This is a genomic window from Bacillus sp. DTU_2020_1000418_1_SI_GHA_SEK_038, assembly GCF_032341175.1.
Taxonomy (GTDB): domain Bacteria; phylum Bacillota; class Bacilli; order Bacillales; family Cytobacillaceae; genus Cytobacillus.
Window position 1 is genome coordinate 1,620,710 of sequence record NZ_CP135435.1, and the last position, 24,235, is coordinate 1,644,944.

Below are 24,235 nucleotides of genomic sequence, written 5' to 3' on the forward strand. Positions count from 1 at the left end.
TCAAAATTAGATTATCTAGGCTTTTTTAATATTCCAAATAAGCGAATCTACACCTTTAGAAAAATGAAAGATTGGTTGTATATCAGATATGTCGATCTGAAATGGAGTAAATAATGTATTCTTTTTAATGATTGCTTCTGCCTGCTGTAAAGGCCAAGGATCATGATGAATTTCGCAGCAATAGAGATTGTCTCTTTTATTTGAGCTAAAAAAGCAGTAACGTTCGGTAAGCCAATGATCAAGAGTTCCTTCAATAGGGAAAAAAATATCTTTAACTGGCGAATAAGAACCTTTACAAATAATTTGCGGATTTGTTTGTTTTACACGAATACTATCGTAATAAAACGCTTTTCCTATCTTCTGAATAGATATATGTGAATGCTTATATGGCAAATGCAGCCATCTCTTTGCAATCGTAAGGGAAGCTAAATCGCCGACATCTAATGACATGAAGTAAATACCAGGTTTTCCATTATAATGAACATATGTACGGACATTAATTTCAGCAAATGGCGGAATGATGGAAATTGACGGGAATCCTCGGGGATAAATCCCTTCCATTTCAAATATAATGATACCCAACCATGCATCCCCATCAAAGGTGTCAATATGCAAGGAAGGATGGACAAATTGCCGAACTTTTTCTAGGGAAATTGGCCAATGAATAAATAATAAATTCCGCCATGCCTGACGCATAATCCAATAATCTGATGGTATTGGATAAGGACGGTGCGCATTGTCATATATTAACTTCATTAAATGGCCCCTTTCTGGAAATTTCTCACTCCGCATAGTCTTTTCTGCTATTTTATGTTTTATACTATTTCAAACTATTGGTTTACATATTTTCCCTATAATAGGAAATAATATTAGGAAAATAGACTTTGTATTTATAAAAGTGGAGATGGAAAATGCCAAATATCATTATATATGTCACTTTTACGATGATAACCATTTTGTTTGCCCTTACTTTCTTCATGTTTTTATGCTGGCGTTGGCTCGTGAAAAAAATCGTAAAAAAAATGGGGAAGATCATTTTAACCGACAGCTACCAAGAAAATATTATGGAATTAATGCCGGGCCTGCGTCATGTGGGCATTCAAAATATGCTCGAAAATAGCTTGAGGGCAAGTAGTGGAGATGTGTTGCATCGCCCTCTTGGCTCATCCAAGAAATGGCCGCATTTAGATCCGATCACATTCATTCCTGCACAAACTACTCCATTTGCTGTAGACGGGGACGAAGAAGTAGATGTAAGCGTAATAATTGGACCAAAAGCAAAAAAACCAATGAAAATAAAAATCCCTCTAATGATTAGCGGGATGGCCTACGGAATCGCACTCAGCGAGAAAGTGCGGCTTTCTTTGGCAGAAGCGGCTATGAATACCGGAACAGCTATTAATTCAGGTGAAGGCGGAATTATGCCTGAAGAACTAAATACAGCAGGCAATTATATTGTGCAATTTTCTAAAACAGAATGGTCCAAGGAAAAGGAACTATTCAAGCGGGCGAATGCGATAGAAATAAAGCTAGGGCAAGGTGCGGTGTTTTCGACAGGAGCAAGAATTTCACCTGAAAACATAACAGGTCGCGCACGTGATATCATGGGGTTAAAAGAAAATGAGACGGCAGTGATTTATGATAATTTTTTTGAAGGTCAAACACTTAAGGATTTAACAGATCTTGTAGATGAACTTCGAAATATGTCAGGTGGAGTTCCAATCGGTGTAAAAATGGGGGCAGGTGGAAAAATTGAAGAGGATATTGATCATGTTATTGAAATGGGGGTCGATTTTATTGCTATTGATGGAGGGCAAGCGGCAACACTAGGAGCTCCGCCTATTTTATCAGATGACGTTGGTATTCCGACTTTACACGCTATTGTCCGGGCGAGTAATCATTTAGAAAAAAGAAAAATGAAAGGACAAATTACCCTCATAGCAGCAGGTGGTCTTTTAGTGCCGGGACACTTTTTAAAAGTTATCGCACTTGGTGCAGATGCTGTCTATATAGGCTCTGCCATATTATTTGCAGTCTCACATAGTCAATCTTTGAATGCTCTGCCTTTTGAGCCGCCGACACAAGCTGTTTGGAATCAAGGGAAATTTAAGGATCAATTCAATCAGGAAGAAGGAGCTAAAACAGCTGAAAAGTTTTTAACTGCAAGTACTGAAGAAATGAAAATGGGATTGCGAGCTATGGGTAAGCGTTCTTTAAAAGAGCTTTCTAGAAAAGATTTAGTATCCTACGATGAGCTTACAGCCCGAATGATCGGCATTCCATTTTCATTTGAACCTTGGGAAAAATAGAATAGAGAAAGGCGCCATACAAATTAGTGGCGCCTGTTCAGCTTATTTAATAATAATGCCTCTTGGCAAATTGAGATAAATAATTTGTGTTTAATCTGCTATGCTGGGATATTAAATAGGCGGATTTTGTTGCGTCTTTCTTCCTTAATGAATTGAGGTCATTTATCATCTCTTCTTCCGTTTTAATTCCAATTCCATGTCCAAAATATAAACCATCTCCCAAATATACAGCATTTTCCCCTGTCCATACAGGATGGTCATAATCAGGATTATAAAAGTAAACGACATCCCCGGGGATAAAATTACTTCCTATTTTGGTAATGATACTTAAATCCTGGTCGTGGTTCCAATCCCAAACGAGGAGCCTTTGAAATAAAGTATTAAAATAACTTACTGAGATCAAATCAAGGACTGCTTTATAAAAAATAATCACAATGGCTGTTGTACATTCAAACGCATATTCCTTGCCATTTTCAAATACATCCTTAATTGCATCAGATGGAAGAATAGAGGGTTTTAGTAAATAACCGTATTTGATTTTTGTCCAAATTCGAGGATTAAATTTAGATGTACTAAATGGAGCAAATGTTACCTCGCTTTTTTGAAGGTTATTTGCTGCTAAAATAATATGCTTCCTTAATCTTATATCAAAGAGCAATTCATGCAAGGAATTATATTGATGAATAGAAGGGCTAGTTTCTAGGGCGATAAATATCTCCCTTTCCGTCCCATGAAACCTGTTCTGACTGGGCTTTAATTCATAATTTGAAATAATAATCAAAATATCAGCCTCCTTTCACAAAGGGTTTTATTGATTTTTAACTATTCAGAGGTTTTTCGTTTCTTAAATATAGAGCCAATGCATTGGTGAAAATAATTTACTTTACAAAAGGATCAATTCAATGATAATTTATTTAAATAATATGATACTGCAAAGGGGGGTATGAGCATTGAGAATGGATAAAGAAATTATTAAGTATTTAAGAAAGAGTTATGAGATGAATCAGCGTGATTTTGCAAAGATTGTCAGCTGCAGCTTCTCGCTCATTGCACTAGTAGAAGTAGGTAAACGAAGAGTAACTTCTGAGTTAGAAGAAAAAATAAAAAAAGCTTTTGATTTAGATGATCAACAGATTCAATCTATCGCTTCTCTTGTATCTGAGTTTAGTAAGGGAGTACCTCCATTTATGTAAATACACCGCTTGAATTTACCAATACGTATGTTCATTAACTCACCTTATGAAGCATGTCCATAACTTTATTTAGGCTATGGCCGTGTCACCTCACTACTGCCTACATAGATTATAGGGAAACATTACTATTCATAAAAGGAGATATGTCCCTATGTATCCTTATCAATATTATCCTGAATATGCCCATCAGCAATTCGGCACTTATATGCCATTTCCGGCTGCACAGTCATTTAATCTAAATGAGATTGACAGGCAACCGCCCGGGCAAACACGTGAATTGGAAAGAAGAGTAAACAGACTTGAAAGGCAAAATGAAGAACAGGTAAGAGAGTTAGCTAGAATAAATAATGAAATACGAAGGATCAATCAAGAAATAAATCGTCTAAACCAGAATGATGTTCGAACTACTCGAAGATTAAATCGATTAAACCAAAGACTTAGAGCCGTAGAAAATCGTTTAGCTATTCCATTTTTTGCTCAAGAGGATGGTTTCTGATTCATAAATGAATGGATCACTATACATTCGGTTAAATTAACAAAAGAGCAAGGGCACTTGCTCAAATAATCGTGGTGGGAGTGATGTATCATGGCTAGAAACAAACTTTTGGTACCTGGTGTTGAAAATGCTTTAGACCAAATGAAATATGAGATAGCAGGCGAGTTTGGAGTTCAACTTGGTGCAGATACAACCTCACGAGCAAATGGTTCTGTTGGCGGCGAAATGACAAAGCGTCTTGTCGCTATGGGACAGGAGCAGCTGAAGAATCAGCAAGGACAGTAATAAGATTGCAAGGCAGGGACCTTTCTTTGGAGGGTCTCTTTAATTCGTTTCGATTAGTAATAGTTCCCTTTTCTAGGTGATTACCCAAGAATTTATATATTGCTTTGAATACTATTTAATGGGTGTAAAAATTTGTAGAAGAAAATGAGGAGGAACAAAATTGAATATGAATGTAATACCAAATTCTATTGATATGTATGACGAAAGGATTCGACCATTTGGATTTGGCTTTGGCAGACCATTCTTTGGATTCGGTTTTCCGTTTTTAGGAGGATTAGCTTTAGGAGCAGCACTTGGTGGAGGATGGGGAGGATATGGTTACCCGTACTATCCACCTTATCCTTATCCTTATTCTTTTTACCCGCCTTATGGATACTGGTATTAAGTAAAAATGAAATGTTCAATGGGGATGCTCCAATAAGAAATTCAATTGAAGTTTAAAGGCCTCCCCTTTTTATTTTTCGTCCCATTCCTCATAAGTCACAATTCCGCCAGTTAGATCAATTTGATTTCGCTCCCCTTTGTAATATAGCTTGCCATCCTCGTTTACAATCAAGTTCTCATAAGTAAAAACATGATCCCCAGATGGCAGCTTAATAATGATTTTTTCACCAAGCACTTTCTTGGGTGCCTCAATCTTAATTAAGCTTTGAGAATAAAAATAAAGGGCAGTAATAGCTGAAATACATAAGGAAAAGAACAGAATGAAGCGTTTTATAACAAAATATGATTTTTTAGAGTATCTTTGCGACCTCGACATTCTTCTTGCATACCTCCTGTAAGAAAAGACTAATCTCCTGAGTATCGTATGCATGTAGAATTTCGATGATGACAGAAAAAGGCTAAAGTTTATATGAGTCTAGGCAACTGTAAAAATAGTTATTTGAAAATTGTTTTTTGAAAAATGAAACATTTTCATCTATTCACTCGTAAGTAAGGTAGATTTTAATTAAATTGTTTATTAAGGGGGAGGTACTGATGGTTGTCATTATGCTAAGGAAAAGTCCTGAATAATGATGGAGGTATTGGGAATTGGTATTCAAACACTCTATTTGTATACGCTTATTATTTCTGGCAGCTTAATTATCTTATACTTATTTTTCGGTGATGTAATCGAAGGGATATCTGAAGCAACAGGGTTCCTTAATCCTGTACTAATTCTTGCTTTTTTAACTTTTTTATCAGCTATCGGTTATGTCCTTGAGGCTTTAACAGGACTAAACAGTATCCTAATCATGGTCATTTCTGCAATTGTTTCCATCATATTAGATACTCTGCTTAATGTATTTGTCCTGATTCCATTAGCCAATTCTGAGGAATCTCTTGTGTATACAGAGGATTCATTGAAAGGGAGATTGGGGAATGTTATAATCCCAATTCCAGAAAACGGATTTGGCGAGGTTTTGATTGAAAGTATTAGCGGGAGGATTTCCAAGCCAGCGGCTAGCTTTGATAATAAAGTTATAGAAGAAGGAAAAAAAGTGCTTGTAATCGATATTAAAGATGGGGTTCTTTATGTTGTGCCTCATAATCAGTATTAAATAGGAGGAAGGGTTATGCTCACTATTTGGATTGTAATTGGAATTGTTGCTTTTTTATTAATTGCATTATTAGGGGTCTTCATTACCAAATATAGAACAGCTGGACCTGATGAGGCATTGATTGTAACGGGGAGCTATCTCGGCAGTAAAAATGTACATGTTGATGAATCAGGAAATAAGATAAAAATCATCCGCGGCGGTGGTACATTTGTGCTGCCAGTGTTCCAACAGGCTGAACCACTAAGCTTACTTTCAAGCAAGCTAGAGGTATCTACTCCTGAAGTATACACAGAACAGGGTGTACCTGTTATGGCGGATGGTACAGCGATTATTAAAATTGGCGGCTCAATTGGAGAGATTGCAACGGCAGCAGAACAATTTCTTGGAAAATCAAAGGAAGATCGAGAAAATGAAGCAAAAGAGGTTCTTGAGGGACATCTGAGATCGATTCTTGGTTCCATGACTGTTGAAGAAATCTATAAAAATCGCGATAAGTTTTCCCAGGAGGTACAGAGGGTCGCATCTCAGGACCTTGCGAAAATGGGATTAATCATCGTTTCATTTACAATTAAAGATGTCCGTGATAAGAACGGTTATTTAGATTCTTTAGGAAAGCCAAGAATTGCTCAAGTGAAGCGCGATGCAGATATTGCAACAGCAGAGGCTGAGAAGGAAACGAGGATTAAACGTGCAGAGGCCGATAAGGACGCACAAAGGGCTGAGCTTGAAAGAGCAACAGAAATTGCCGAGGCTGAAAAAGAAAATCAGATGAAAATGGCTGAATACCGGAGGGAGCAGGATATTGCAAAAGCGCGGGCTGACCAAGCCTATGATTTAGAGACTGCTCGTGCAAAGCAAGAGGTAACAGAGCAGGAAATGCAAATTAAGATTATTGAACGTCAGAAACAAATTGAATTAGAAGAAAAAGAAATATTAAGAAGAGAACGTCAATATGATTCCGAAGTAAAGAAAAAGGCAGATGCAGACCGGTATGCAGTTGAACAGGCCGCGGAAGCAAATAAGAAAAAGCAAATGGCTGAAGCAGATGCAAACAAATACTTAATTGAAGCTCAGGCACGGGCTGAAGCAGAAAGGGTTCGTGTGGACGGATTGGCAAAAGCAGAATCTCAGCGGGCACAAGGTGAGGCAGAAGCAGAAATTATTCGACTGAAGGGTCTTGCAGAAGCAGAAGCGAAAAGGAAAATTGCCGAAGCATTTGAGCAATACGGCCAAGCAGCTATTATGGATATGGTATTGGAAATGCTTCCAGAATATGCGAAGCAAGTGGCAACCCCGCTTTCCAATATTGATAAAATAACAGTTGTTGATACAGGCAGTGATGGAAAAAATGGCGGTGCCAATAAAATCACAGGCTATGCAACGAATTTAATGTCCACGATGCAAGAGAGTCTTAAGGCATCCTCAGGTATTGATGTAAAAGAGCTGATTGAGAACTTTTCCGGAAAGGGAAATATCCGTCAAAGCATAAATGAGCTAACGAATGAGTTGGCAAGCAAGAATGACTATGAAGCAAAAGATGAATGAGAAATAAGTAATTATAATTTTTCATAACTGAATATTGCTTGGCAAAAAGGGCGGTGATCTATTTAGATCCACCTCCTTTTTTATTTTTCAAAATTAGACGATAATACAGGATTTTTAGTTTGTCCTAATGAAATAACCCAAAAATTGTGCATTCGTCTATCGCACACAATAGCTTATTTGAATAGGATATAAGGAATCAAATAAAGGAGGTATTTGGATATGTCAGATGGATGCGTACACGGCGGAGGCTTCGCTCTTCTTGTTGTTTTGTTTATCCTGTTAATCATTATAGGAGCTTCATGGGGTTTCGGAGGGTATGGGTACTATTAATAGAAAAAAATTTATGAATATTTAGGAGGAGATTAGATTATGTGGTACGGCGGCTATGGTCATGGCGGCTGTGGATATGGCGGATATGGTGGCGGTTTTGCATTAATCGTTGTCCTATTTATCCTGCTTATCATCGTAGGCGCAGCTTGCTTTAGATTTTAATAAAGAAGGAAGCAAGAGAGTAAACCTCTCTTGCTTTTTAGGTAAATAATGGAATAAATGCAAGTATAAAACAGGCCCAACTTGAAAACTGAGCCTGTTTTTGATTACTTAATTTTCAACATTTTCGGTTTCTTCAATTACTTCTTCATTGCTGCCATTTCCGTTATTTCCCTTTCCTTTGTTATCTTTTTCTTTTTTCTTTTTTTCATTAATGTAAAGCTTGCCATCAGCAATTTTACGTGCATCGTTGCCAAAGTCATCTGTTACATGTACTTCTATTTCTGCACCAGGCGCTTTTACATTAGATGTGACAGAATAGTATCCCACATAATGCCCAGGTGCAGTTTCCGTCATCGGCAGTGTATTGGCGTCTGATAGCTGTCCACCAGTGTTAGTTAATGGCAATCTGAGGGTAAACGTTGCTTTCAGGCCAGGTTCGCTGTCAAATTCAATTTTGACCGTTTCGCCTTTCTTCAATTCGTTATCTTCTGAAGGAAGCAGATTTTCAATAGCTGGTGGAGTATATTTTGCATTTACTGTTACTGTTTTTTCCTCAGAATTACCTGCCTTGTCTTGAGCAATAACAGTGATTATGTTTTCACCTTCACTTAGAATAATACGAAGTGAGTATTTGCCATCGGCTATATTTGCACTTTGACCATTAACCTGTACTGAATCAAGATTTTCATCGGATACTGTACCTTCAACGGTTACTGTTTCTTTATTTGTTTTTGATTTATCCTCTGGTGCAGTTATTGTTAGCTCTGGTTTCGTTTGATCGAAAACGATTTTTACAGGATTTGAAGCATCCGTTGACCCTAAATCTGTTGTCACCTTCGCAGTTAGAATGTTTTCACCCTCTGTTAACGAAACTTCAGCTGAGAATATTCCAGCATCAGTCGCTTCTGTAGTTGCAATTTCCTCTCCATCGTTGAAAATTTTGACTGTTGCCGAAGGTGCTGTTGTACCTTCTACAGTTACTGTTCCTTCACTTGTAAATGCGCCATCTGCTGGAGAGGTTATCACAGGAGCTGTTACTTCATAATTAACTGTGGAACGAATCATATAGTTGCCTTCTGCTTCTGGTGACGGGGACCAAGCACCTCCTACCAGCTGCCAGCTTCGCTTCGCATTTGTTCCATTTTCATCCGTTGCAAGTCCAGGAGCATTCGGATTCGGAGAAGTTTGGATGTAAACCATGTAGAAATCCCCGTTAACCATTATTCCATGCTCCCTTAAATCAATATGTGTCCACTCGCCATTTCTTAATGCAGTGGCATCAAATGGTCCCGCTAGCTTCTTACCAGGTGCTCCATCTGGACCGCTTGCATCGTACACTTCAACTTTGAAAGCCGTACCGCCTGGAACCGGCCATTGTGTATCCCAGAATCGGAATAACCCGCCTGTTACCATAGCATTTTTGTGCCCAGGAGCAAGCGCCATTTTAACAGCCCAGCCATTTCCGGCATCATAGAAGGCACGGGCATTTTCAGCAGTACCGTCATCATAGCCAATTTCGCCTGGGAAACCGATGAACGGCTTTAACTGTACGTTTTATTCCAATGGAGTTTCACTAATGCTAATAGCAATATCCTGGCTGTAGTATGAAGGTGCCATCACCTTTAATGTGTAGTTTCCTTCATATGCTGTAATAGAATATTCACCGTTTGCATTTGTTTCAACAGGCTGAACGGCAGCATCCTCTACTAAAAGAAGTGTTGCATTTGCAACAGGTTGACCTGTAGCTTGATTTGTAACAGTACCAGAAACTGTTCCTTGCGGGATTGGCTCTAAAACAAAATTAGCTGTCACTTCACCGTCTTGAGGAATATGAACAGTCTGTGCCTGCGAACGGTATCCATAAGATTCTGCTTGCACAGTAAAGGATCCGGAAGCATGTGTAAATTCATATGTGCCGTCAAAAGGTTTTGTAAATACTGATCTGCCTGATTCTAAAATACTCACTTCAGCAGTTAATGGAAGGAGAGCAGGGAAAGGCAGATTGTTTGAGTCCTTATTTTGTTTTACCTTTTCTTTTACAGGTAGAATCTTGTCAGGATCGACCTTTTCACCCTTTAGAGTAGCATTGGAATCTTCTGCAGCTAAAGGCTGATTCGTAATACCAAGCTGATTACTATTTGCAGACTGAAGTGCTGTATTTGAGAGCTGTACGTCATCAATGTACCAGCCAGGTCTCTGGACAGATCCATCTGTTTTTACATTGAAGCCTATATAGATTCTTTGACCTGCGTATTCGCTTAAGTCTACTTCTCCGTCAACCCAGCCTGAAGTAATATCAGTGATGCGAAGCATTTGTGTCCAGTTTTCCATGTCAGTTGAGACGAAAACATGGCCGTAATCCCAGTTCCTTTCAAGGTTATACCATTGCTTGAACTGTAAGTATGCACTTCCTTCTGGGAGGTCAATAGGCGGCATAACTAATGTCATATTGGCTCTGTTATCGTAGTTTCCTGCAAGATTAGTTGCGTAAACTTTTTCCCCTGATACTGCGCTGCCAGGCCCGGAGGTTGGCACTCCCCATTGCCAGCTATTAAATTCACCGAATGATGTCCAGCCTGTTGGCTCAGATTCAAAATCCTGTGAATAGCCTATGGTGATGCCAGGCATAACAGATACTACAAAGTTATCAGTTATAACTTCATTTCCTCCAAAGTCATTGACCTTCCATTTATATGTGATGGATGGCGTAGAAATCTCGTCTCCAGGAATCGTTACTTTGTAAATTCCATCCTTATAGTCTCCTGAAATTCTTGCTCCTTGTAAAGTTGCCCAGGTGCCGTCAGATTTTAAGTATTCAAGGACAGTGTTTAATACACTTACATTGTCTGTTGCTCTTAATTCTAAGGAAAGATCCATTCCAGCGTATATTTCTTGCGGAGCATTGTGTACCACTTCAGGTGCTTCACTATCGTTGCCTTCTTTTGCAACTTGGCCTTTAATCTTTCCAAGGCCTGATATGACAGAAGAAACGGCATCATATGCATTAACGAGACCATATCCAAAGCCATTATTTGGTGTTTCAGGATATTGTCCGTTTGTTAAAGGTGTAGCTGTTTGGATTAATATTTCTTCCATATCTTCAACAGAAAGACTTGAATTAACTTGACGAAGCATGGCTGCAACAGCTGAAACATGCGGGCCTGCCATGGAGGTTCCATTCCAGCCTCCCTCATATCCGCTTCCTGGTACGGAAGAACGAATATTTACACCTGGCGCAGAGATATCAGGTTTGATTTCTCCATATGGTGATGGTCCTTGAAGGGAGAAGCTGCCTAATCCATTGTTAATATCTGTTGCTCCAGTAGCAAACGATTCAGGATAGTTTGCTGGATTGGCAATTGATCCTGGCCCGCCTGGATTTCCGGCTCTTGTATTGCCTGCAGAGAATTCTGGGAAGATTTCAGCTGCACGCCACGCTTGAACCATAGGACGATACCATTCATCAAGACCTGGGCCGCCGCCCCAAGAGTTATTTACAACATCAGGAGCTTTATCAGGGTGAGGATTTCCAGCTGCATCCTTTGGCGCTATAATCCATTCACCAGCAGCAATCAAATCTCTATCTGTACCGCCAGAAGCTGTAAACGCTTTAACAGCAATCCACTTTGCACCTGGTGCTACTCCAATTTGGTTGGCTCCATTTGGCTCAGCACCAACCATCGTACCTGTTACATGGGTACCATGTCCATGATCATCATAAGCTGAATTTCTTCCAGCAGTAGCATCAAACCAGTTAAATTCATGTGTTGGAGAATTAGGATTGGCTGGATTATAGCCTCGGTATTTTTCCTTTAGTGCTGGATGATCCCATTGGACACCAGTGTCTATGGATGCAACAACCGTACCAGATCCATCAATTCCCATTGCCCAAACGGCTGGAGCACCGACTCTTTCAATATTCCATTCTATTGAGTTTGTTTCAGCTTCTGTTTTTTTATCTAGCTGAAGTGAAGGGGGCTCGGCAACCTTTTCTGGAATATTCAGCTGTCTAACTTCGTTTGGTAGAATTTTGTCAATTTCAGGGAAGGCTGCGACTTGTTCCATTACCTCTTTTGTAGCAGTAACAGCAATGGCATTCACAATATAGAAGGATTCAACATCTGTTGCTTTTCCCTCTTTCTCCATTTTTTGGAGAAATTCTGCAACAGGGCCTTGAGTTTCAAATGCAGTAGATCGTAGGGAGGAAAGAACTGCGGATCGTTTCATGTATTTTATTTTAGCTGGTGTTACATTTTGATTTAAAGCATTTTTTTCAGCATTTTTTGCTGCTGCGGCTGTGTCTGCTTGTTCCTTGAACTTAATTAAAAACGTGACTTTATCTTGATTAGCGAATTGATCTTGTAATCTGCTGCTAATTTTACTTTTTGTAGCCTCAGGAGCTGCTTTCTTAAGTGAAGTATGTGGAGAATCATTTGCTTCCGCTTGACCCATGTTCGGGAACATAAGCGGGAGTATTAAAAAAGCAATGAACATGATATTAAGCCAACGAAATCGCGTATTTCTTTTCCTCTTCAAAATAATCCCTCCTTGTTTTGGTAAATAAGATTTTGCCTGCTGGTTCTAAATGAAAATAATCACCTCCAAAAAGGGCGAAAAGAAAACCCTTTGTTAATGAAACTTTAGCGAATGAAATTCGAAAAAGATGTCGAATAATCAGAGAGGAATTGAGTGCTAGATTAAAATGAGAGGAAGGAATTAGAGTAAGATGACTGGTCAAGATAAAAGGAACTAGTAAACACTCAATCTAAACGACTAGAAATATGTTCATTTACATATAAAATTGGCAATTTTCATGTTTTTTTGGAAAAAATAAGAAAAAGGGAAGGGGAGTGAATTTAACCGAAAAGACCTATAGTGAAAAGGAAGTGGGTTATTAGCTGATGCGTCTTTTATCCTAGTGGAGGATTTAAAAAATATCGGGTTACAAAAATAGCAAATAAGTCATGTAACTTTTTAGAAAAAATGTAAATCTTCTGCTTTCTAATTTAGTAACAGATAGATAGTACTAGTTAAATAGAATGATCAAAAAACATACTTTTATCCTGTTTTCAAATGATTGAGCAGGAAAATAGATATACATATCTAAAAATCTATTGAATTTAAGGAAAAATTGATCTGGAAATCATTGCTATCAATTGGTAAGGTAGGGAATATTACAACATTAGTTATTAATATGTTTTGAAAAGTGATTCTTTTTTGTACCTTATTCGTCTAATAGTTTGTATGAGGGAGCGGATAAAATGAAAAGAAATTCTGCAGAACATTTTGAACAAATATACACAGAATATAGTGATAAAATTTACGGCTATATATTTCTCCTAGTAAATAATAAAGAGATTGCTGAAGACTTGACTCAAGAAGCTTTTATCAAAGCATTTAGAAGTCTAAACCAATTCAATGGAGAGTCTCATATGTTTACTTGGTTATTTCGTATTGCCAGAAATGTGACGATCGATTTTTTACGAAAAAAGCGGTTGTATCAATTTTTTTCAATAGATAAATATCAATTCGAGTCTGAAAAGCAATCCCCGCTAGAAATTGTACTAAAAGGGGAGAATATTACAATTCTTTACGAGGCCATTCGAAAATTAAAGATTAGCTATCAGGAAGTGATTATTTTAAGAAAGATTAAAGAGTTTTCCATAAAGGAGACCGCTGAAATTTTAAATTGGAATGAAAATAAAGTTAAAATTACAACCTCTAGAGCAATGGCAGCGTTAAAAAAAGAATTACTAAAACGGAGGGTTAGCCGTGAGGAAGTTATCTGAATATGATCATTCTTTTCAAGAATTAAAGCATATACCTCGCTCAAATCAGCAAAAACAATTAAGTTTATTGAAAATCTTGGATGAGATGAATAAACAAACAAAAGGAACGAAGAACCTTTTTCCACAAATATTAACTATTTCAGTTTCGTTTGCTGCATGTGTTCTATTTGCCTTTATTGTTTTTCATCAAAAAGATCTAATCCAAACCACAAGTCTGCTCAATACAATAGAGAATAATTCGATTACTCAAATGACATTATCTCCCGCAAAGTCCAATCATACATTTACTCAGAAAGAGGGGGGGAATCAAAAGGGTATTTACTTCATTGAAGATGATGACTGGAATCTTACTTTTAACAAATTTATAAAAAATGCTCAAAACGTTTCTTATGAGCCTCAAACTATGCCGTTATATGATCTGCTTCTTACTTTTAAAAATCATGAAACAATAAAAATAAAAGTATGGGCAGAGGACGGATTAGTCTACTTAAAAGAATTAGAACAAGAAAACTTTTATCTTTTATCTAGGGAAAATAGTGCAGTTTTTATTGATAAAGTAAATTCCATTCATGAATATATCGAAACGCCTTTGAAATAGTAACCATTACAAAAAACGAAGTCCATTTTTAGGAGGGCTTCGTTTATTTGCATCCGAGTTTAATTAGAAATTCTATTGAGCACGGCATATATTACTCCAAAATCCTTCGACACATACCTTATATCGCGGAACATTGCCATCTCCCCCGCCGTAAGCATATTTTGTACAGTACCAGCAAAGGGGCTCTCCATTAGTTGATTCATCATCGTTAAGATTGTTTATTGTTCCGTCCGGCCAATCGGACTTTGCATTTGAATTCTCTTCAATTGTGTTGAATACTTGTCCGGCTTTGATGTTTTCTGAATCTATACCTTCTGCATTAAATGGCTTTTTCACATCGTTTTGTGATGCAAAAGCTTGAACAGTTCCTACGAGCATTAAAATTAGCAGAATGATCATGCTCCTTTTCATTTAAATTCCCCCTTATATTCGATTATTAGTAGAATAACTTATTTTTCCAATTAAGAAATGGTTCGAAACTAGTGATTACCTTTAGTACTTAATAACTAACTATAATGAAATATCTCATTAAAATGGATATATGCTATTAATTTTTCCTGCTTATTCCTTTCATTCCATGGAAAATATTAAGTTGGAGACTATGACTAAACTATGTTAGGGTAATTAATGTTGGCACATAACTTGCCAAGGATTTTAACCATAATAATCAGTCTTTACTTAAAGGGAGGAGAAATAATGAAGAAGCTTGCAGCAGCTATGCTTGCAGGACTCATGATGCTCTCATTCCAGTTTATCCAATCTAAGAATACACATGTCAATGCTGAAACATTGGATCATGTAGATATATATACTGTTCAGAAAGGCGATTCCCTTTTTAAAATTGGATTGAAATACGGAGTATCTGAGCTAGAGATAAAAGAAATAAATTATTTAAAGTCGAAAAAGATTCATCCAGGTCAAAAGCTTATCTTACCAGAAACAATTTCTAAGGCTGAAAAAGACCTCCTTGCAAGGCTTGTACATGCAGAGGCTAAAGGAGAGCCGCATGAGGGAAAGGTAGCCGTTGCATTAGTCGTATTGAATCGGGTAGAAGATGACCGATTCCCGGATAAGATTAAAGATGTTATTTATCAAAAAAGACAATTCCAACCAGTTGATAATGGATCGATTAATGAGCCTTCTGGTGAAGATTCTAAAAAAGCTATGATGGAAGCTTTAGCTCTCCAGGGGCAAGGAAATGAGTCAATATTTTTCTTTAATCCCGATAAAACAAATAGTAAATGGTTAAGAACAAAAACGGTGACAACCGTAATAGGCAATCACAGATTTGCGAAGTAATTGAATTAACGAAAGAACAAAGATGAGGGTTTATTGCCCTCAACTTTATTTGTTTTTATCAATATATTCAAATAAAAATGATTGCCCATTACGATAAAATCGCGGATCATATAAGCCGAGACGCTCCTGATCGTTTACGAGTACAACGAATGGTGACCACTCATAAAGTGTTTTTGCTTCTGGGCGCTCAGCAAACAATTTGTCTAAATCAGCTTCGGCTGCTGATTCAAGGACATATTGAACTTTTCGGTCCTGCCAAAGATTGTCTTGAAAAATAGTAACCTGATCATCTTTCATCGTAATGACAGAAAAGGTCCAAGGAACAAAACCGGCGGAAAGAGCCACTTGATCATACTGATCGTCATACTGATTGTAAATTATATACCCTTGAGCCGTTTGAACGATAAGATGTAAGGCAATAAATGCCCATGCAAGCTTAAAATAATAAGGAGACTTTGTTTTCTCTTTTCTTGATAAAATAAAAGCTATCCCTAAAATTCCCCAAAATACTAAATCTACGATAGGGATCGTCCCAAATGTAATCCTTTGAGTGGAAAAAGGTTCTAAATAGCCAGTTCCCCAAGCATTAAAAAGGTCGCTCGTATCATGTATGAAAACTGCAAGCCATCCAAGCAGGAATAACTTCATATCTTTAATCTTAAAAATGGCTAAACAAATGAGTGAAAAAAGCAGGGCCCAAATAGGTGTTAAGAAAACCGAGTGAGTAATCCCCCTATGCCACATTTGATAAAGGCCCTCTGTATCCCAAAACCGGGAAATAACATCAATATCGGGAATTAGACTTGCACCAACAGCAGTCACAAGATAGGCTCTTTTATGGTTTTTATCCAAATCTTTTTTATTAACAGTCCCGTAAAGGGCGAGACCGAATAAGGTGTGAGTAACCGAATCCAAAACGATCTCCTCCAAAAAGAATAGTCTTAGTATAAAATCTATTTTAATTATAGACACAATCTGCCTTAAAGGCTATTTTAAACAATTTTGTAAAATCCCATTTGTAATGGAAATATACTGTATTGCAATCTGTTTTTCAGAAATGCTAAAATTGAAGGTATGATTAAATTTGAGAGTCAGCGAGGAACTATAATGGTAAATAAGTTTAACGAAGAAGTTTTATCACGCAGGACTTTTGCGATCATCTCCCACCCGGATGCAGGGAAAACGACCTTAACTGAGAAGCTCCTTTTATTTGGTGGCGCCATCAGAGATGCTGGGACGGTAAAAGGAAAGAAAACGGGAAAATATGCAACGAGTGACTGGATGGAAATAGAGAAGCAGAGGGGAATCTCTGTTACGTCCAGTGTGATGCAATTTGACTATAAGGGTGCGCGTGTCAATATCTTGGATACACCTGGGCATCAGGATTTTAGTGAAGATACGTATCGGACACTAACTGCTGTTGACAGTGCAGTGATGATCATTGATTCTGCAAAAGGAATAGAAGAGCAGACTTTAAAGCTTTTTAAAGTTTGCCGAATGAGAGGCATTCCTATTTTCACCTTTATTAATAAATTGGACCGCCAAGGAAGAACACCATTAGAGCTTCTAGCAGAGCTTGAAGAAGTAATGGGCATTCAATCATACCCGATGAATTGGCCGATTGGAATGGGAAAGGAATTCCTTGGAATTTATGATCGTTTTAATAATCGAATTGAGCAATTTCGTGTAGAGGAGAAGGAGCGATTTCTTCCATTGAATGAAGATGGGGAAATAGATGGTGATCATGCTATTAAAGCATCAGGCCTTTATGAGCAAACACTTGAAGAAGTAATGCTGTTAAATGAGGCTGGGAACGAGTTTTCGGTTGAAAAATTGGCAGAGGGGGAGCTTACCCCCGTTTTCTTTGGCAGTGCTTTAACGAATTTTGGTGTTCAGACTTTTTTAGAATCCTATTTGCAGTTCGCACCGCCTCCTCAAGCCCGAAAGTCAACTGCTGGTGAAATTGATCCCTTATCTGAAAGCTTTTCAGGCTTTATCTTTAAAATCCAAGCTAATATGAATCCAGCTCATCGGGATCGCATTGCTTTCCTTAGAATTTGTTCTGGCCGTTTTGAGCGCGGGATGTCTGTGAATATCCCTAGACTAGGCAAGCAAATAAAGCTGGCCCAGTCTACCCAATTCATGGCAGACGATCGAAGCACCGTTGATGTAGCTGTTAGCGGTGATATTATCGGTATATATGATCCTGGCACATATCAAATTGGTGATACGTTAACATCGGGAAAAGATAATTTCCAATTTGAACGGCTGCCGCAATTTACACCTGAGCTTTTCGTTAAGGTTTATGCGAAAAATGTGATGAAACAAAAGCATTTTCATAAAGGGATTCAGCAGTTAGTTCAGGAAGGTGCAATCCAGCTGTATAAAACCGTGAAAACCGAAGATTTACTTTTAGGAGCGGTTGGACAGCTTCAATTTGAAGTATTTGAGCACCGAATGAAAAATGAATATAATACAGAAGTGATTATGGAAAGAGTTGGATCGAAAATTGTTCGTTGGGTTGATGGTGAGGATGTGAATGAAAACCTTTCAAGTTCAAGAAGCCTTCTTGTCCATGACCGATTTGAAAAGAAAGTCTTCTTATTCGAAAATGATTTCGCACTTCGCTGGTTTCAAGAAAAAAATCCAGAAGTAAAATTGTATAATCCTATGGATTCAGAGCATTAATAATATAAAGAGCTTATCTAAAAAACGGCTTGCTAAAGGAGCCGTTTTTCTTTTTTGATGTATATAATACTTTTCTAGTATGATCGAATTTTAGTAGTGACCTAGGATAAAACCCCTACATAACTTGACATAAGGTTGAAAAAACACTATATTAATATTATAAATTTGTACTTTAGTGCTAAAAAGCGTTTAAGTGTAAATGTTCTGGGATACTAAGGAGCGTCACAACATGGACCACATACAACAATCAATAACTCTTAAGCCTTTGGAGGCCTTTTTCATTACAGTAATTATTTTAGGCGGAATCAGCAGTGCAATTATTTTTGCTGGAGTAGTCCCTCACATACCGATTGTTTTGGCTATTATGTTCCTAATTGGCTTTGGACTTTTTAAGAAAATAAGCATGAGAGATTTAGAGGATGGCCTTACAAGTGGTGCAAAATCCGGTCTTGGGGCTGTTTTTATTTTTTTCTTTATTGGCATGTTGATTAGCAGCTGGATGGCAAGCGGAACGATTCCGACTTTTATATATTTAGCATTAGAAGTTGTGAACGGGAAGTTTTTCTACGCCATAGCTTTTGCCGTGTCCTCTATTATTGGGCTGAGTATCGGCAGTTCATTAACGACAGCAGCAACAATTGGCGTTGCATTTATGAGCGTTTCTTCTGCCCTAGGCTTATCAGAAGCATTAACGGCTGGAGCGGTTATCTCAGGTGCCTTCTTTGGAGATAAGATGTCCCCGCTTTCAGATACAACGAATCTGGCTTCGATGATTGTAAAGGTGGATTTATTTGATCATATTAAAAATATGGCTTGGACAACTGTTCCTGCATTTCTCATTTCATTCGTCCTATTTGCTGTTTTATCTCCTGAGGAGGCAGTTTCGAATTTTTCTCAAATCGGCTTATTAAAGGAGACATTAGTTGATCAGGGATTTGTTCATTGGTATTCCCTTGCTCCTTTTTTAATATTGAGTTTTTTAGCGATAAAAAAGGTTTCAGCCCTTGCGACATTATCTGCAAGTATTTTATCGGCATTATTCATCAGTTTCTTTGTCCAAAAAGGATTTAGCTTAAAAGAAATGATGAATCTTTTGTTTTTTGGATTTCAATCTGATAGTGGTGTAAAGGAAGTGGACTCCCTGTTAACAAGGGGAGGAATGGAAAGTATGATGTTTTCCATTTCACTAGTTTTGTTGGCTCTCTCGATGGGAGGTCTCTTTTTTAAATTAGGAATATTACCAGCATTATTACAGGGAATAAAAGACTGCTTAAATCGTGTTCCAACTTTAATTGCTTCAACCGCCGGTACAGCTATAGGCATTAATTTTCTTCTTGGAGAACAATATCTTTCTATTCTCCTCACTGGAAATGCTTATCAAAAGGCATATGAAAAGGCAGGATTACATCCAAAAAATCTTTCAAGGGCGCTGGAGGATGCCGGAACAGTTATTAATCCGCTCGTCCCATGGGGAGTTTGTGGTGTGTTTTTAACCGGTGTTTTAGGAGTTGACACGATTAGCTATTTACCGTTTACCTTCTTTTGCCTTTTATCTCCATTATTAACTGTTTTTTATGGTATCACAGGCTTTACCATTGCGAAAAAGTGAAAGAGTGGCTAATTAAAGGCTGCTCTTTCACTTTTTTGTTTTACATTTGTTTTTTGTCGAATGTTGTAGGAAATAAATTGGAAATTAATTGGGATATGGAAAATATTTAACATCGATCCAGAGCAAAATAATACTATCGAAACTTGGCTGGTGATGAGATGAAATCATTTACAAAACTGGAAGCGGTATTATGGAGTATTGCTCTGCCTGGATTTAGTCAGTTATTATCAGGACACATATGGAAGGGCATACTTTTTGTTGTACTTGAAATTACAATTAATGTGTTCAGCAATTTCAATAGGGCCATCATGTATAGCTTTTTAGGGGAAATTGAAAATGCGATCGAGGTAACTGATTTCCAATGGTTAATGTTTTATCCTTGTTTATATATGTTTGCTATGTGGGATTCTTATCGAAGTGCAATGATAAAAAACGAAGAGCTTTCCTACCTCCCATTTGTCTTTAGTGCTTATTTTGTTACAGTTGGGCTAATGTATTCAACAAAACTAACCCTTTTTGGGGTATTATTTGGGCCAGTGTTTCTACCTATGCTTTTTTTAATTCCAGGATTAGTTTTTGGGTTTTTGGTAAGGTGGTTAATATTAACAATTAGGAAACAAAGAGTCTTATAGTAGTTTTAAGCTTTAACAACTGTTTTGTTAAGGCTATTTTTGTGTTTGTAAATTTTTTTGTTTAATAACCCCCAAAAACCATCTAATCAACTGCGAACAGTTGTAGTGAAAAAAGCGGCCGCTAAGAAAATAACTATGAGGTGAAATTAGATGAAATTTTTATCAACTAAGGAAATCAACAAAATAGCAAAAGGAACATTAGCAGTAGTTTTGGCGGGAACATTCACATTAACTGCCTCACTAGCATCTGCAGCCGAAAATACAGAGAACCCAGAAAATTATCAAACGGTAGTTTTGGATAATCAAACAACTGAAAACAATGTCCAAACTGAAAATAAAGAAATTGATGCAGGAACGAATAATCAAGAAAGTACAATAGATGTAGTCAGTGCTGAAAAGCCATCTCTAGTCCCTGGAAGCTTTTTCTATTTCGCAAAAATTGCCTTAGAAAAAATCAAATTAGCCCTTACCTTTGACGATGAAAAGGAAGCTAAATTACTTGCCACTTTTGCAGCAGAGCGCCTTGCTGAAGCTGAAGCACTTTTTGCACAGAAAAAAGAAGCTGAGGCAATGAAAGTAATTGAAGAAGCAATAGAAAATTTATCAAAAGCTGAAGATCAAGTGAACAAAGAGCAAGAAGACCCTACGAGCGAAGAGTCTGCTGAAGAGGATACTGAAAAAGTAGAACAGACGGAAGAAGATAAGACCGATGCTGAAGAAGTGGCTGCAAATGATGAAGTGGCGGTTGATATAGATGTAGAAGAAAAGCCAGTCGATGAATTGGAAGAAATAATGTCACAAAACATTATTGCTTTAAAAGCGGCATTGGAAAAGGTGAAAAATCCAGTTGCAAAGGCTGCACTGCAAAAAAATATTGATAAAAGCTATGAAAAACTAGCGAAAAAGATTGAGAAACTAAATAAAAAATATGGAATAGATATTGAGTCAGAGGCTAATTCAGAAGAAGAAGTGGCAAATGACCAAGAAAGCAAGGATGAGACTACAGCTGCAGAAACAGATAAAACCGCCAAAGAAGATGTAAACAAGGATAATGCTGAAGCTATTATCCCTGAGAATACTAATCAAGCTGAAGTGATCAATAAGAAGCAAGAGGAAAAAACAAAGAAAGCTGAGGAACGTGCTGAGGCGAAAAAAGCACATGATTTAAAGAAGCAGCAAGAAAAACAAGCACGTGAATTAGCAAAAGCAGAAGAAAAACAAAAACGTGAAGCTGCTAAACAAGAAGCAAAGCAAGCCCGCGAGGATGCAAAGGAAAAACGTGAAGAATTAAAAAAAGCCAGAAAACAAGCTCAAGAAGCCAAGCATGATCAAAAACACTCACATAAAAAGGATCATGAAAATAAAGGAAATGGGAAAAATGACTAATATTTTGTAAGGATTTAAAAATTTATTAGAAAAAGAGGACTTAAATTAAGTTCTCTTTTCCTAATCATGCAGTCAACCCTTATAAAACGTTCCTCGCCACCGTATGATATAATGTGTTTTGGATAAAAGAGGTGAGGCTATTGCTAGGTTTGTTGTTCATGGCAAAAAAGCGAAAAAAAACAATAGAAGAGACTGTTCATTTAATACAGCAAGGCGATACAGTCCTGCAAGATGAACTAATAAATTCATATAAACCATTTATTGCTAAAACGGTATCATCAGTTTGTAAAAGATATATATATGACTCAGATGATGAATTCAGTATTGGTCTAATAGCTTTTAATGAAGCAATACAAAAATACTCACCTGAAAAAGGGAGTTCATTAATAAGTTTTTCAGAGGTCTTAATTAAGAGAAGGGTTATTGATTATATTCGTACTCAGTCGAAGCATCAAGTTTTGAAACTTGATTATAGTGCAAGTGATAGAGAGGATGATCAGACTGGAGCTGCGATTGAAAATGAGCTGTCAATAAACGATTACAATAGGAAAACAGATGAAGAAGCAAGAAGAGAAGAAATTATTCACTTTAATGAAGTCCTTAATAGATTCGAGCTATCATTTAATGATTTAATTCAGCAATCCCCAAAGCATGCTGACGCAAGGAAAAATGCAATGAAGGTGGCACAATTAATTGCTGATAATAATGAACTAAAACATATATTACTTGAAAAGAAAAGATTGCCTATCAAACAGCTTGAAAACATTGTTTCTATTAGCAGAAAAACAATTGAGAGAAATAGAAAATACATAATTGCAATGTCACTTATTTTAATTGGTGATTATGTGTATTTAAGGGATTATATTAAAGGGGTGTTGGAAACGTGAAAAAAGGAATAATAATGGAAATAAATGAACGTTTTTTAACGCTATTAACCCCAGAAGGTGAATTTCTGCGTGCGGCAAAACTTAATAGACAATACGAAATAGGTCAAGAAATCGATTTTTATCCACTAAGTATCGATAAAACTACTAATCGGACACTATTTTCCATATTTTCAAGCTTTAAAGCTAAAGCCGTTATCGCAGCAGCTTTAGTAATCATGCTAGTATGTTCTTCTGTTTTTTCTTTAAGTGGAAATAATGAGGTCTATGCCTATATGTCTATCGATATTAATCCAAGTATTGAACTAGCGATTAATGATAAGTTTCAAGTAATTGAAATAAAGCCTTACAATGAAGAAGGGGAACAAATAGTTAAACACATTCATGATTGGAAGAAAAAAAATATTCAGGTTATTACGGGTCAGATAATAGAGGAAATTAAAGATCAAGGGTATGCAAAAGATAATTATGAAATCGTTATTGCTACAGTAAATACAAAGAAAGAAAATAAAGCACTTGAATCAAAGTGGAATGAAGAAATAACTGAAATTAAAGAGAATATTCAAAAAGAAAAGCTAGAAGTAAAGGTTATGGATGCATCTCCTAATGATAGAAAAGAAGCGAAAGAAAAAGGTCTTTCCATTGGATCATATAAAGAAACTCAATTGAAAAAGAAAACTGAACATCAACCTGGTTCAAATAAACCAGATAAGCAAGATAACAAGAAATCAGATCAATCTCGAAATCCTAACAATAAAGAGACTAATAATAATCCGAAAAGTGAACATTCCACTATTCCACCTGGACAGCTAAAAAAAGAGCCTGCGTCAAATCGAAATAACGGATCTGAACAATCAAACAAAATTAAATTTGAAAAAACAACTCCTCCTGGGCAGGAAAAAAAAGGGGAACGTGAAAACAAACCCAACGGCAACAAACAGGAGAATGAAAAAAAAAATAATAATAATGGGAAGCAATTAGAAAAAAATAAACAGAAAAACAAGGATGAGAATCCTTCCTATCAAAGAGGGAATGGAAAAGAAGCTCATTCAAAATTGAATGATCGTGAAGATAATAAAGAAAAATCTAAATCAGCCAATGAAAACAGAAAAGACAAGGATAAGTGGCATCAGGACAAGGATAAAAAGGATCGTGACAATGATTAACATAAATGGCAATGGAAAGTCCGGTGAGAACCGGACTTTTTTGAATCCATCTATATTGGATTAAAGTCATTTAAAGCTAAATATTATTTCCAGACATGCGCGCCTGTGCTTGCTTCACTAATCTTTTTGTAATTTCTCCGCCTACTGAACCATTTGCGCGAGATACAGTATCAGAACCTAGCTGTACGCCAAATTCTTGTGCGATTTCATATTTAACTTGATCTAAATATTGTTCAATACCGGGAACTAGTAGTTTATTGCTGCTATTTGCCAATTCTTCTCAACTCCTATCATTGTTTGACAGAGGTTATTTATTTCTCTGT

General features: G+C 37.1%; 24 protein-coding genes and 1 pseudogene. 18 read left to right on the forward strand and 7 right to left on the reverse strand.

The window, feature by feature from the left end; translation table 11 throughout:
* Nucleotides 1-15 precede the first annotated feature (15 nt).
* Nucleotides 16-756, reverse strand: coding sequence for a YqjF family protein (locus RRV45_RS08030; RefSeq protein ID WP_315668297.1), 741 nt, complete (start codon nucleotides 754-756; stop codon nucleotides 16-18).
* A 155-nt stretch (nucleotides 757-911) separates the two neighbouring features.
* Here RRV45_RS08030 and RRV45_RS08035 point away from each other — a divergent pair, with 155 nt between their 5' ends.
* Complete coding sequence (locus RRV45_RS08035; protein WP_315668298.1) at nucleotides 912-2,309, forward strand: FMN-binding glutamate synthase family protein; 1,398 nt, start codon at nucleotides 912-914, stop codon at nucleotides 2,307-2,309.
* A 46-nt stretch (nucleotides 2,310-2,355) separates the two neighbouring features.
* Here the strand turns inward: RRV45_RS08035 and RRV45_RS08040 are convergent, their stop codons facing one another.
* The gene (locus RRV45_RS08040) at nucleotides 2,356-3,090 is read right to left on the reverse strand and encodes a protein-glutamine gamma-glutamyltransferase (protein ID WP_315668299.1); all 735 of its coding nucleotides are present in this window, start codon (nucleotides 3,088-3,090) and stop codon (nucleotides 2,356-2,358) included.
* Between the two features lie 175 nt (nucleotides 3,091-3,265).
* On the opposite strand from RRV45_RS08040, the gene RRV45_RS08045 reads away from it, so the two are divergent.
* The 4 genes from RRV45_RS08045 to RRV45_RS08060 all read left to right on the forward strand — a co-directional run bounded on the left by RRV45_RS08045 (nucleotide 3,266) and on the right by RRV45_RS08060 (nucleotide 4,668).
* On the forward strand, nucleotides 3,266-3,502 hold the full coding sequence (locus RRV45_RS08045; RefSeq protein ID WP_315668965.1) for a helix-turn-helix transcriptional regulator: 237 nt from the start codon (nucleotides 3,266-3,268) through the stop codon (nucleotides 3,500-3,502).
* A gap of 151 nt (nucleotides 3,503-3,653) precedes the next feature.
* Nucleotides 3,654-3,998 (forward strand): hypothetical protein, encoded by a 345-nt coding sequence (locus RRV45_RS08050; RefSeq protein ID WP_410489343.1) that lies wholly within the window; start codon nucleotides 3,654-3,656, stop codon nucleotides 3,996-3,998.
* A 90-nt stretch (nucleotides 3,999-4,088) separates the two neighbouring features.
* On the forward strand, nucleotides 4,089-4,283 hold the full coding sequence (locus tag RRV45_RS08055) for an alpha/beta-type small acid-soluble spore protein (protein ID WP_315668300.1): 195 nt from the start codon (nucleotides 4,089-4,091) through the stop codon (nucleotides 4,281-4,283).
* Between the two features lie 166 nt (nucleotides 4,284-4,449).
* Entirely contained in the window at nucleotides 4,450-4,668 is a 219-nt protein-coding gene (locus RRV45_RS08060; protein ID WP_315668968.1) for a hypothetical protein, read from the forward strand.
* Nucleotides 4,669-4,737: 69 nt separating this feature from the next.
* Here the strand turns inward: RRV45_RS08060 and RRV45_RS08065 are convergent, their stop codons facing one another.
* Entirely contained in the window at nucleotides 4,738-5,043 is a 306-nt protein-coding gene (locus RRV45_RS08065) for a hypothetical protein (protein ID WP_315668301.1), read from the reverse strand.
* Nucleotides 5,044-5,299: 256 nt separating this feature from the next.
* On the opposite strand from RRV45_RS08065, the gene RRV45_RS08070 reads away from it, so the two are divergent.
* From RRV45_RS08070 to RRV45_RS08085, 4 genes are all read left to right on the forward strand, one after another.
* A complete protein-coding gene (locus RRV45_RS08070; RefSeq protein WP_315668970.1) occupies nucleotides 5,300-5,824 on the forward strand; it encodes a hypothetical protein in 525 nt (174 codons plus the stop codon).
* Nucleotides 5,825-5,839: 15 nt separating this feature from the next.
* A complete protein-coding gene (locus RRV45_RS08075; RefSeq protein ID WP_315668302.1) occupies nucleotides 5,840-7,369 on the forward strand; it encodes a flotillin family protein in 1,530 nt (509 codons plus the stop codon).
* A gap of 219 nt (nucleotides 7,370-7,588) precedes the next feature.
* The gene (locus RRV45_RS08080; RefSeq protein ID WP_315668303.1) at nucleotides 7,589-7,699 is read left to right on the forward strand and encodes a YjcZ family sporulation protein; all 111 of its coding nucleotides are present in this window, start codon (nucleotides 7,589-7,591) and stop codon (nucleotides 7,697-7,699) included.
* A 39-nt stretch (nucleotides 7,700-7,738) separates the two neighbouring features.
* Nucleotides 7,739-7,861, forward strand: coding sequence for a YjcZ family sporulation protein (locus tag RRV45_RS08085; protein WP_315668304.1), 123 nt, complete (start codon nucleotides 7,739-7,741; stop codon nucleotides 7,859-7,861).
* A gap of 108 nt (nucleotides 7,862-7,969) precedes the next feature.
* Here RRV45_RS08085 and RRV45_RS08090 read toward each other — a convergent pair.
* Nucleotides 7,970-12,397 (reverse strand): annotated as a pseudogene (locus tag RRV45_RS08090) (S8 family serine peptidase).
* A 725-nt stretch (nucleotides 12,398-13,122) separates the two neighbouring features.
* Here RRV45_RS08090 and RRV45_RS08095 point away from each other — a divergent pair.
* Both RRV45_RS08095 and RRV45_RS08100 read left to right on the forward strand, forming a co-directional pair.
* Complete coding sequence (locus tag RRV45_RS08095; RefSeq protein WP_315668305.1) at nucleotides 13,123-13,650, forward strand: RNA polymerase sigma factor; 528 nt, start codon at nucleotides 13,123-13,125, stop codon at nucleotides 13,648-13,650.
* Nucleotides 13,634-14,248 carry a hypothetical protein gene (locus tag RRV45_RS08100; RefSeq protein WP_315668306.1) on the forward strand — a complete coding sequence of 205 codons (615 nt, stop codon included), beginning with the start codon at nucleotides 13,634-13,636 and terminating at the stop codon, nucleotides 14,246-14,248. Before RRV45_RS08095 ends, RRV45_RS08100 begins: the two co-directional genes overlap by 17 nt.
* 72 nt (nucleotides 14,249-14,320) lie before the next feature.
* On the opposite strand, the gene RRV45_RS08105 is transcribed toward RRV45_RS08100, so the two are convergent.
* Nucleotides 14,321-14,659, reverse strand: a complete 339-nt coding sequence (locus tag RRV45_RS08105; RefSeq protein WP_315668307.1) for a hypothetical protein — start codon at nucleotides 14,657-14,659, stop codon at nucleotides 14,321-14,323.
* 285 nt (nucleotides 14,660-14,944) lie between these two features.
* On the opposite strand from RRV45_RS08105, the gene RRV45_RS08110 reads away from it, so the two are divergent.
* Nucleotides 14,945-15,547, forward strand: coding sequence for a cell wall hydrolase (locus RRV45_RS08110; protein ID WP_315668308.1), 603 nt, complete (start codon nucleotides 14,945-14,947; stop codon nucleotides 15,545-15,547).
* Nucleotides 15,548-15,592: 45 nt separating this feature from the next.
* Here the strand turns inward: RRV45_RS08110 and RRV45_RS08115 are convergent, their stop codons facing one another.
* Nucleotides 15,593-16,462 carry a metal-dependent hydrolase gene (locus RRV45_RS08115; protein ID WP_315668309.1) on the reverse strand — a complete coding sequence of 290 codons (870 nt, stop codon included), beginning with the start codon at nucleotides 16,460-16,462 and terminating at the stop codon, nucleotides 15,593-15,595.
* A gap of 192 nt (nucleotides 16,463-16,654) precedes the next feature.
* Between RRV45_RS08115 and RRV45_RS08120 the strand changes: the two genes are divergently transcribed.
* The 6 genes from RRV45_RS08120 (at nucleotide 16,655) to RRV45_RS08145 (ending at nucleotide 23,912) form a co-directional block, all read left to right on the forward strand.
* Nucleotides 16,655-18,235: a peptide chain release factor 3 gene (locus RRV45_RS08120; RefSeq protein ID WP_315668310.1), complete on the forward strand. Its 1,581-nt coding sequence runs from the start codon at nucleotides 16,655-16,657 to the stop codon at nucleotides 18,233-18,235.
* Between the two features lie 229 nt (nucleotides 18,236-18,464).
* Nucleotides 18,465-19,844 (forward strand): Na+/H+ antiporter NhaC, encoded by a 1,380-nt coding sequence (gene nhaC / locus RRV45_RS08125; RefSeq protein ID WP_315668311.1) that lies wholly within the window; start codon nucleotides 18,465-18,467, stop codon nucleotides 19,842-19,844.
* 158 nt (nucleotides 19,845-20,002) lie between these two features.
* A complete protein-coding gene (locus RRV45_RS08130) occupies nucleotides 20,003-20,476 on the forward strand; it encodes a hypothetical protein (RefSeq protein WP_315668312.1) in 474 nt (157 codons plus the stop codon).
* 150 nt (nucleotides 20,477-20,626) lie between these two features.
* Nucleotides 20,627-21,862 carry a DUF5667 domain-containing protein gene (locus RRV45_RS08135; RefSeq protein ID WP_315668313.1) on the forward strand — a complete coding sequence of 412 codons (1,236 nt, stop codon included), beginning with the start codon at nucleotides 20,627-20,629 and terminating at the stop codon, nucleotides 21,860-21,862.
* A 140-nt stretch (nucleotides 21,863-22,002) separates the two neighbouring features.
* Nucleotides 22,003-22,749, forward strand: coding sequence for an RNA polymerase sigma factor SigI (gene sigI, locus RRV45_RS08140; protein ID WP_315668314.1), 747 nt, complete (start codon nucleotides 22,003-22,005; stop codon nucleotides 22,747-22,749).
* Nucleotides 22,746-23,912 (forward strand): anti-sigma factor domain-containing protein, encoded by a 1,167-nt coding sequence (locus RRV45_RS08145; protein WP_315668315.1) that lies wholly within the window; start codon nucleotides 22,746-22,748, stop codon nucleotides 23,910-23,912. Before sigI ends, RRV45_RS08145 begins: the two co-directional genes overlap by 4 nt.
* Before the next feature lie 76 nt (nucleotides 23,913-23,988).
* Here the strand turns inward: RRV45_RS08145 and RRV45_RS08150 are convergent, their stop codons facing one another.
* Nucleotides 23,989-24,186, reverse strand: coding sequence for an alpha/beta-type small acid-soluble spore protein (locus RRV45_RS08150; protein WP_315668316.1), 198 nt, complete (start codon nucleotides 24,184-24,186; stop codon nucleotides 23,989-23,991).
* Between the last annotated feature and the right edge of the window lie 49 nt (nucleotides 24,187-24,235).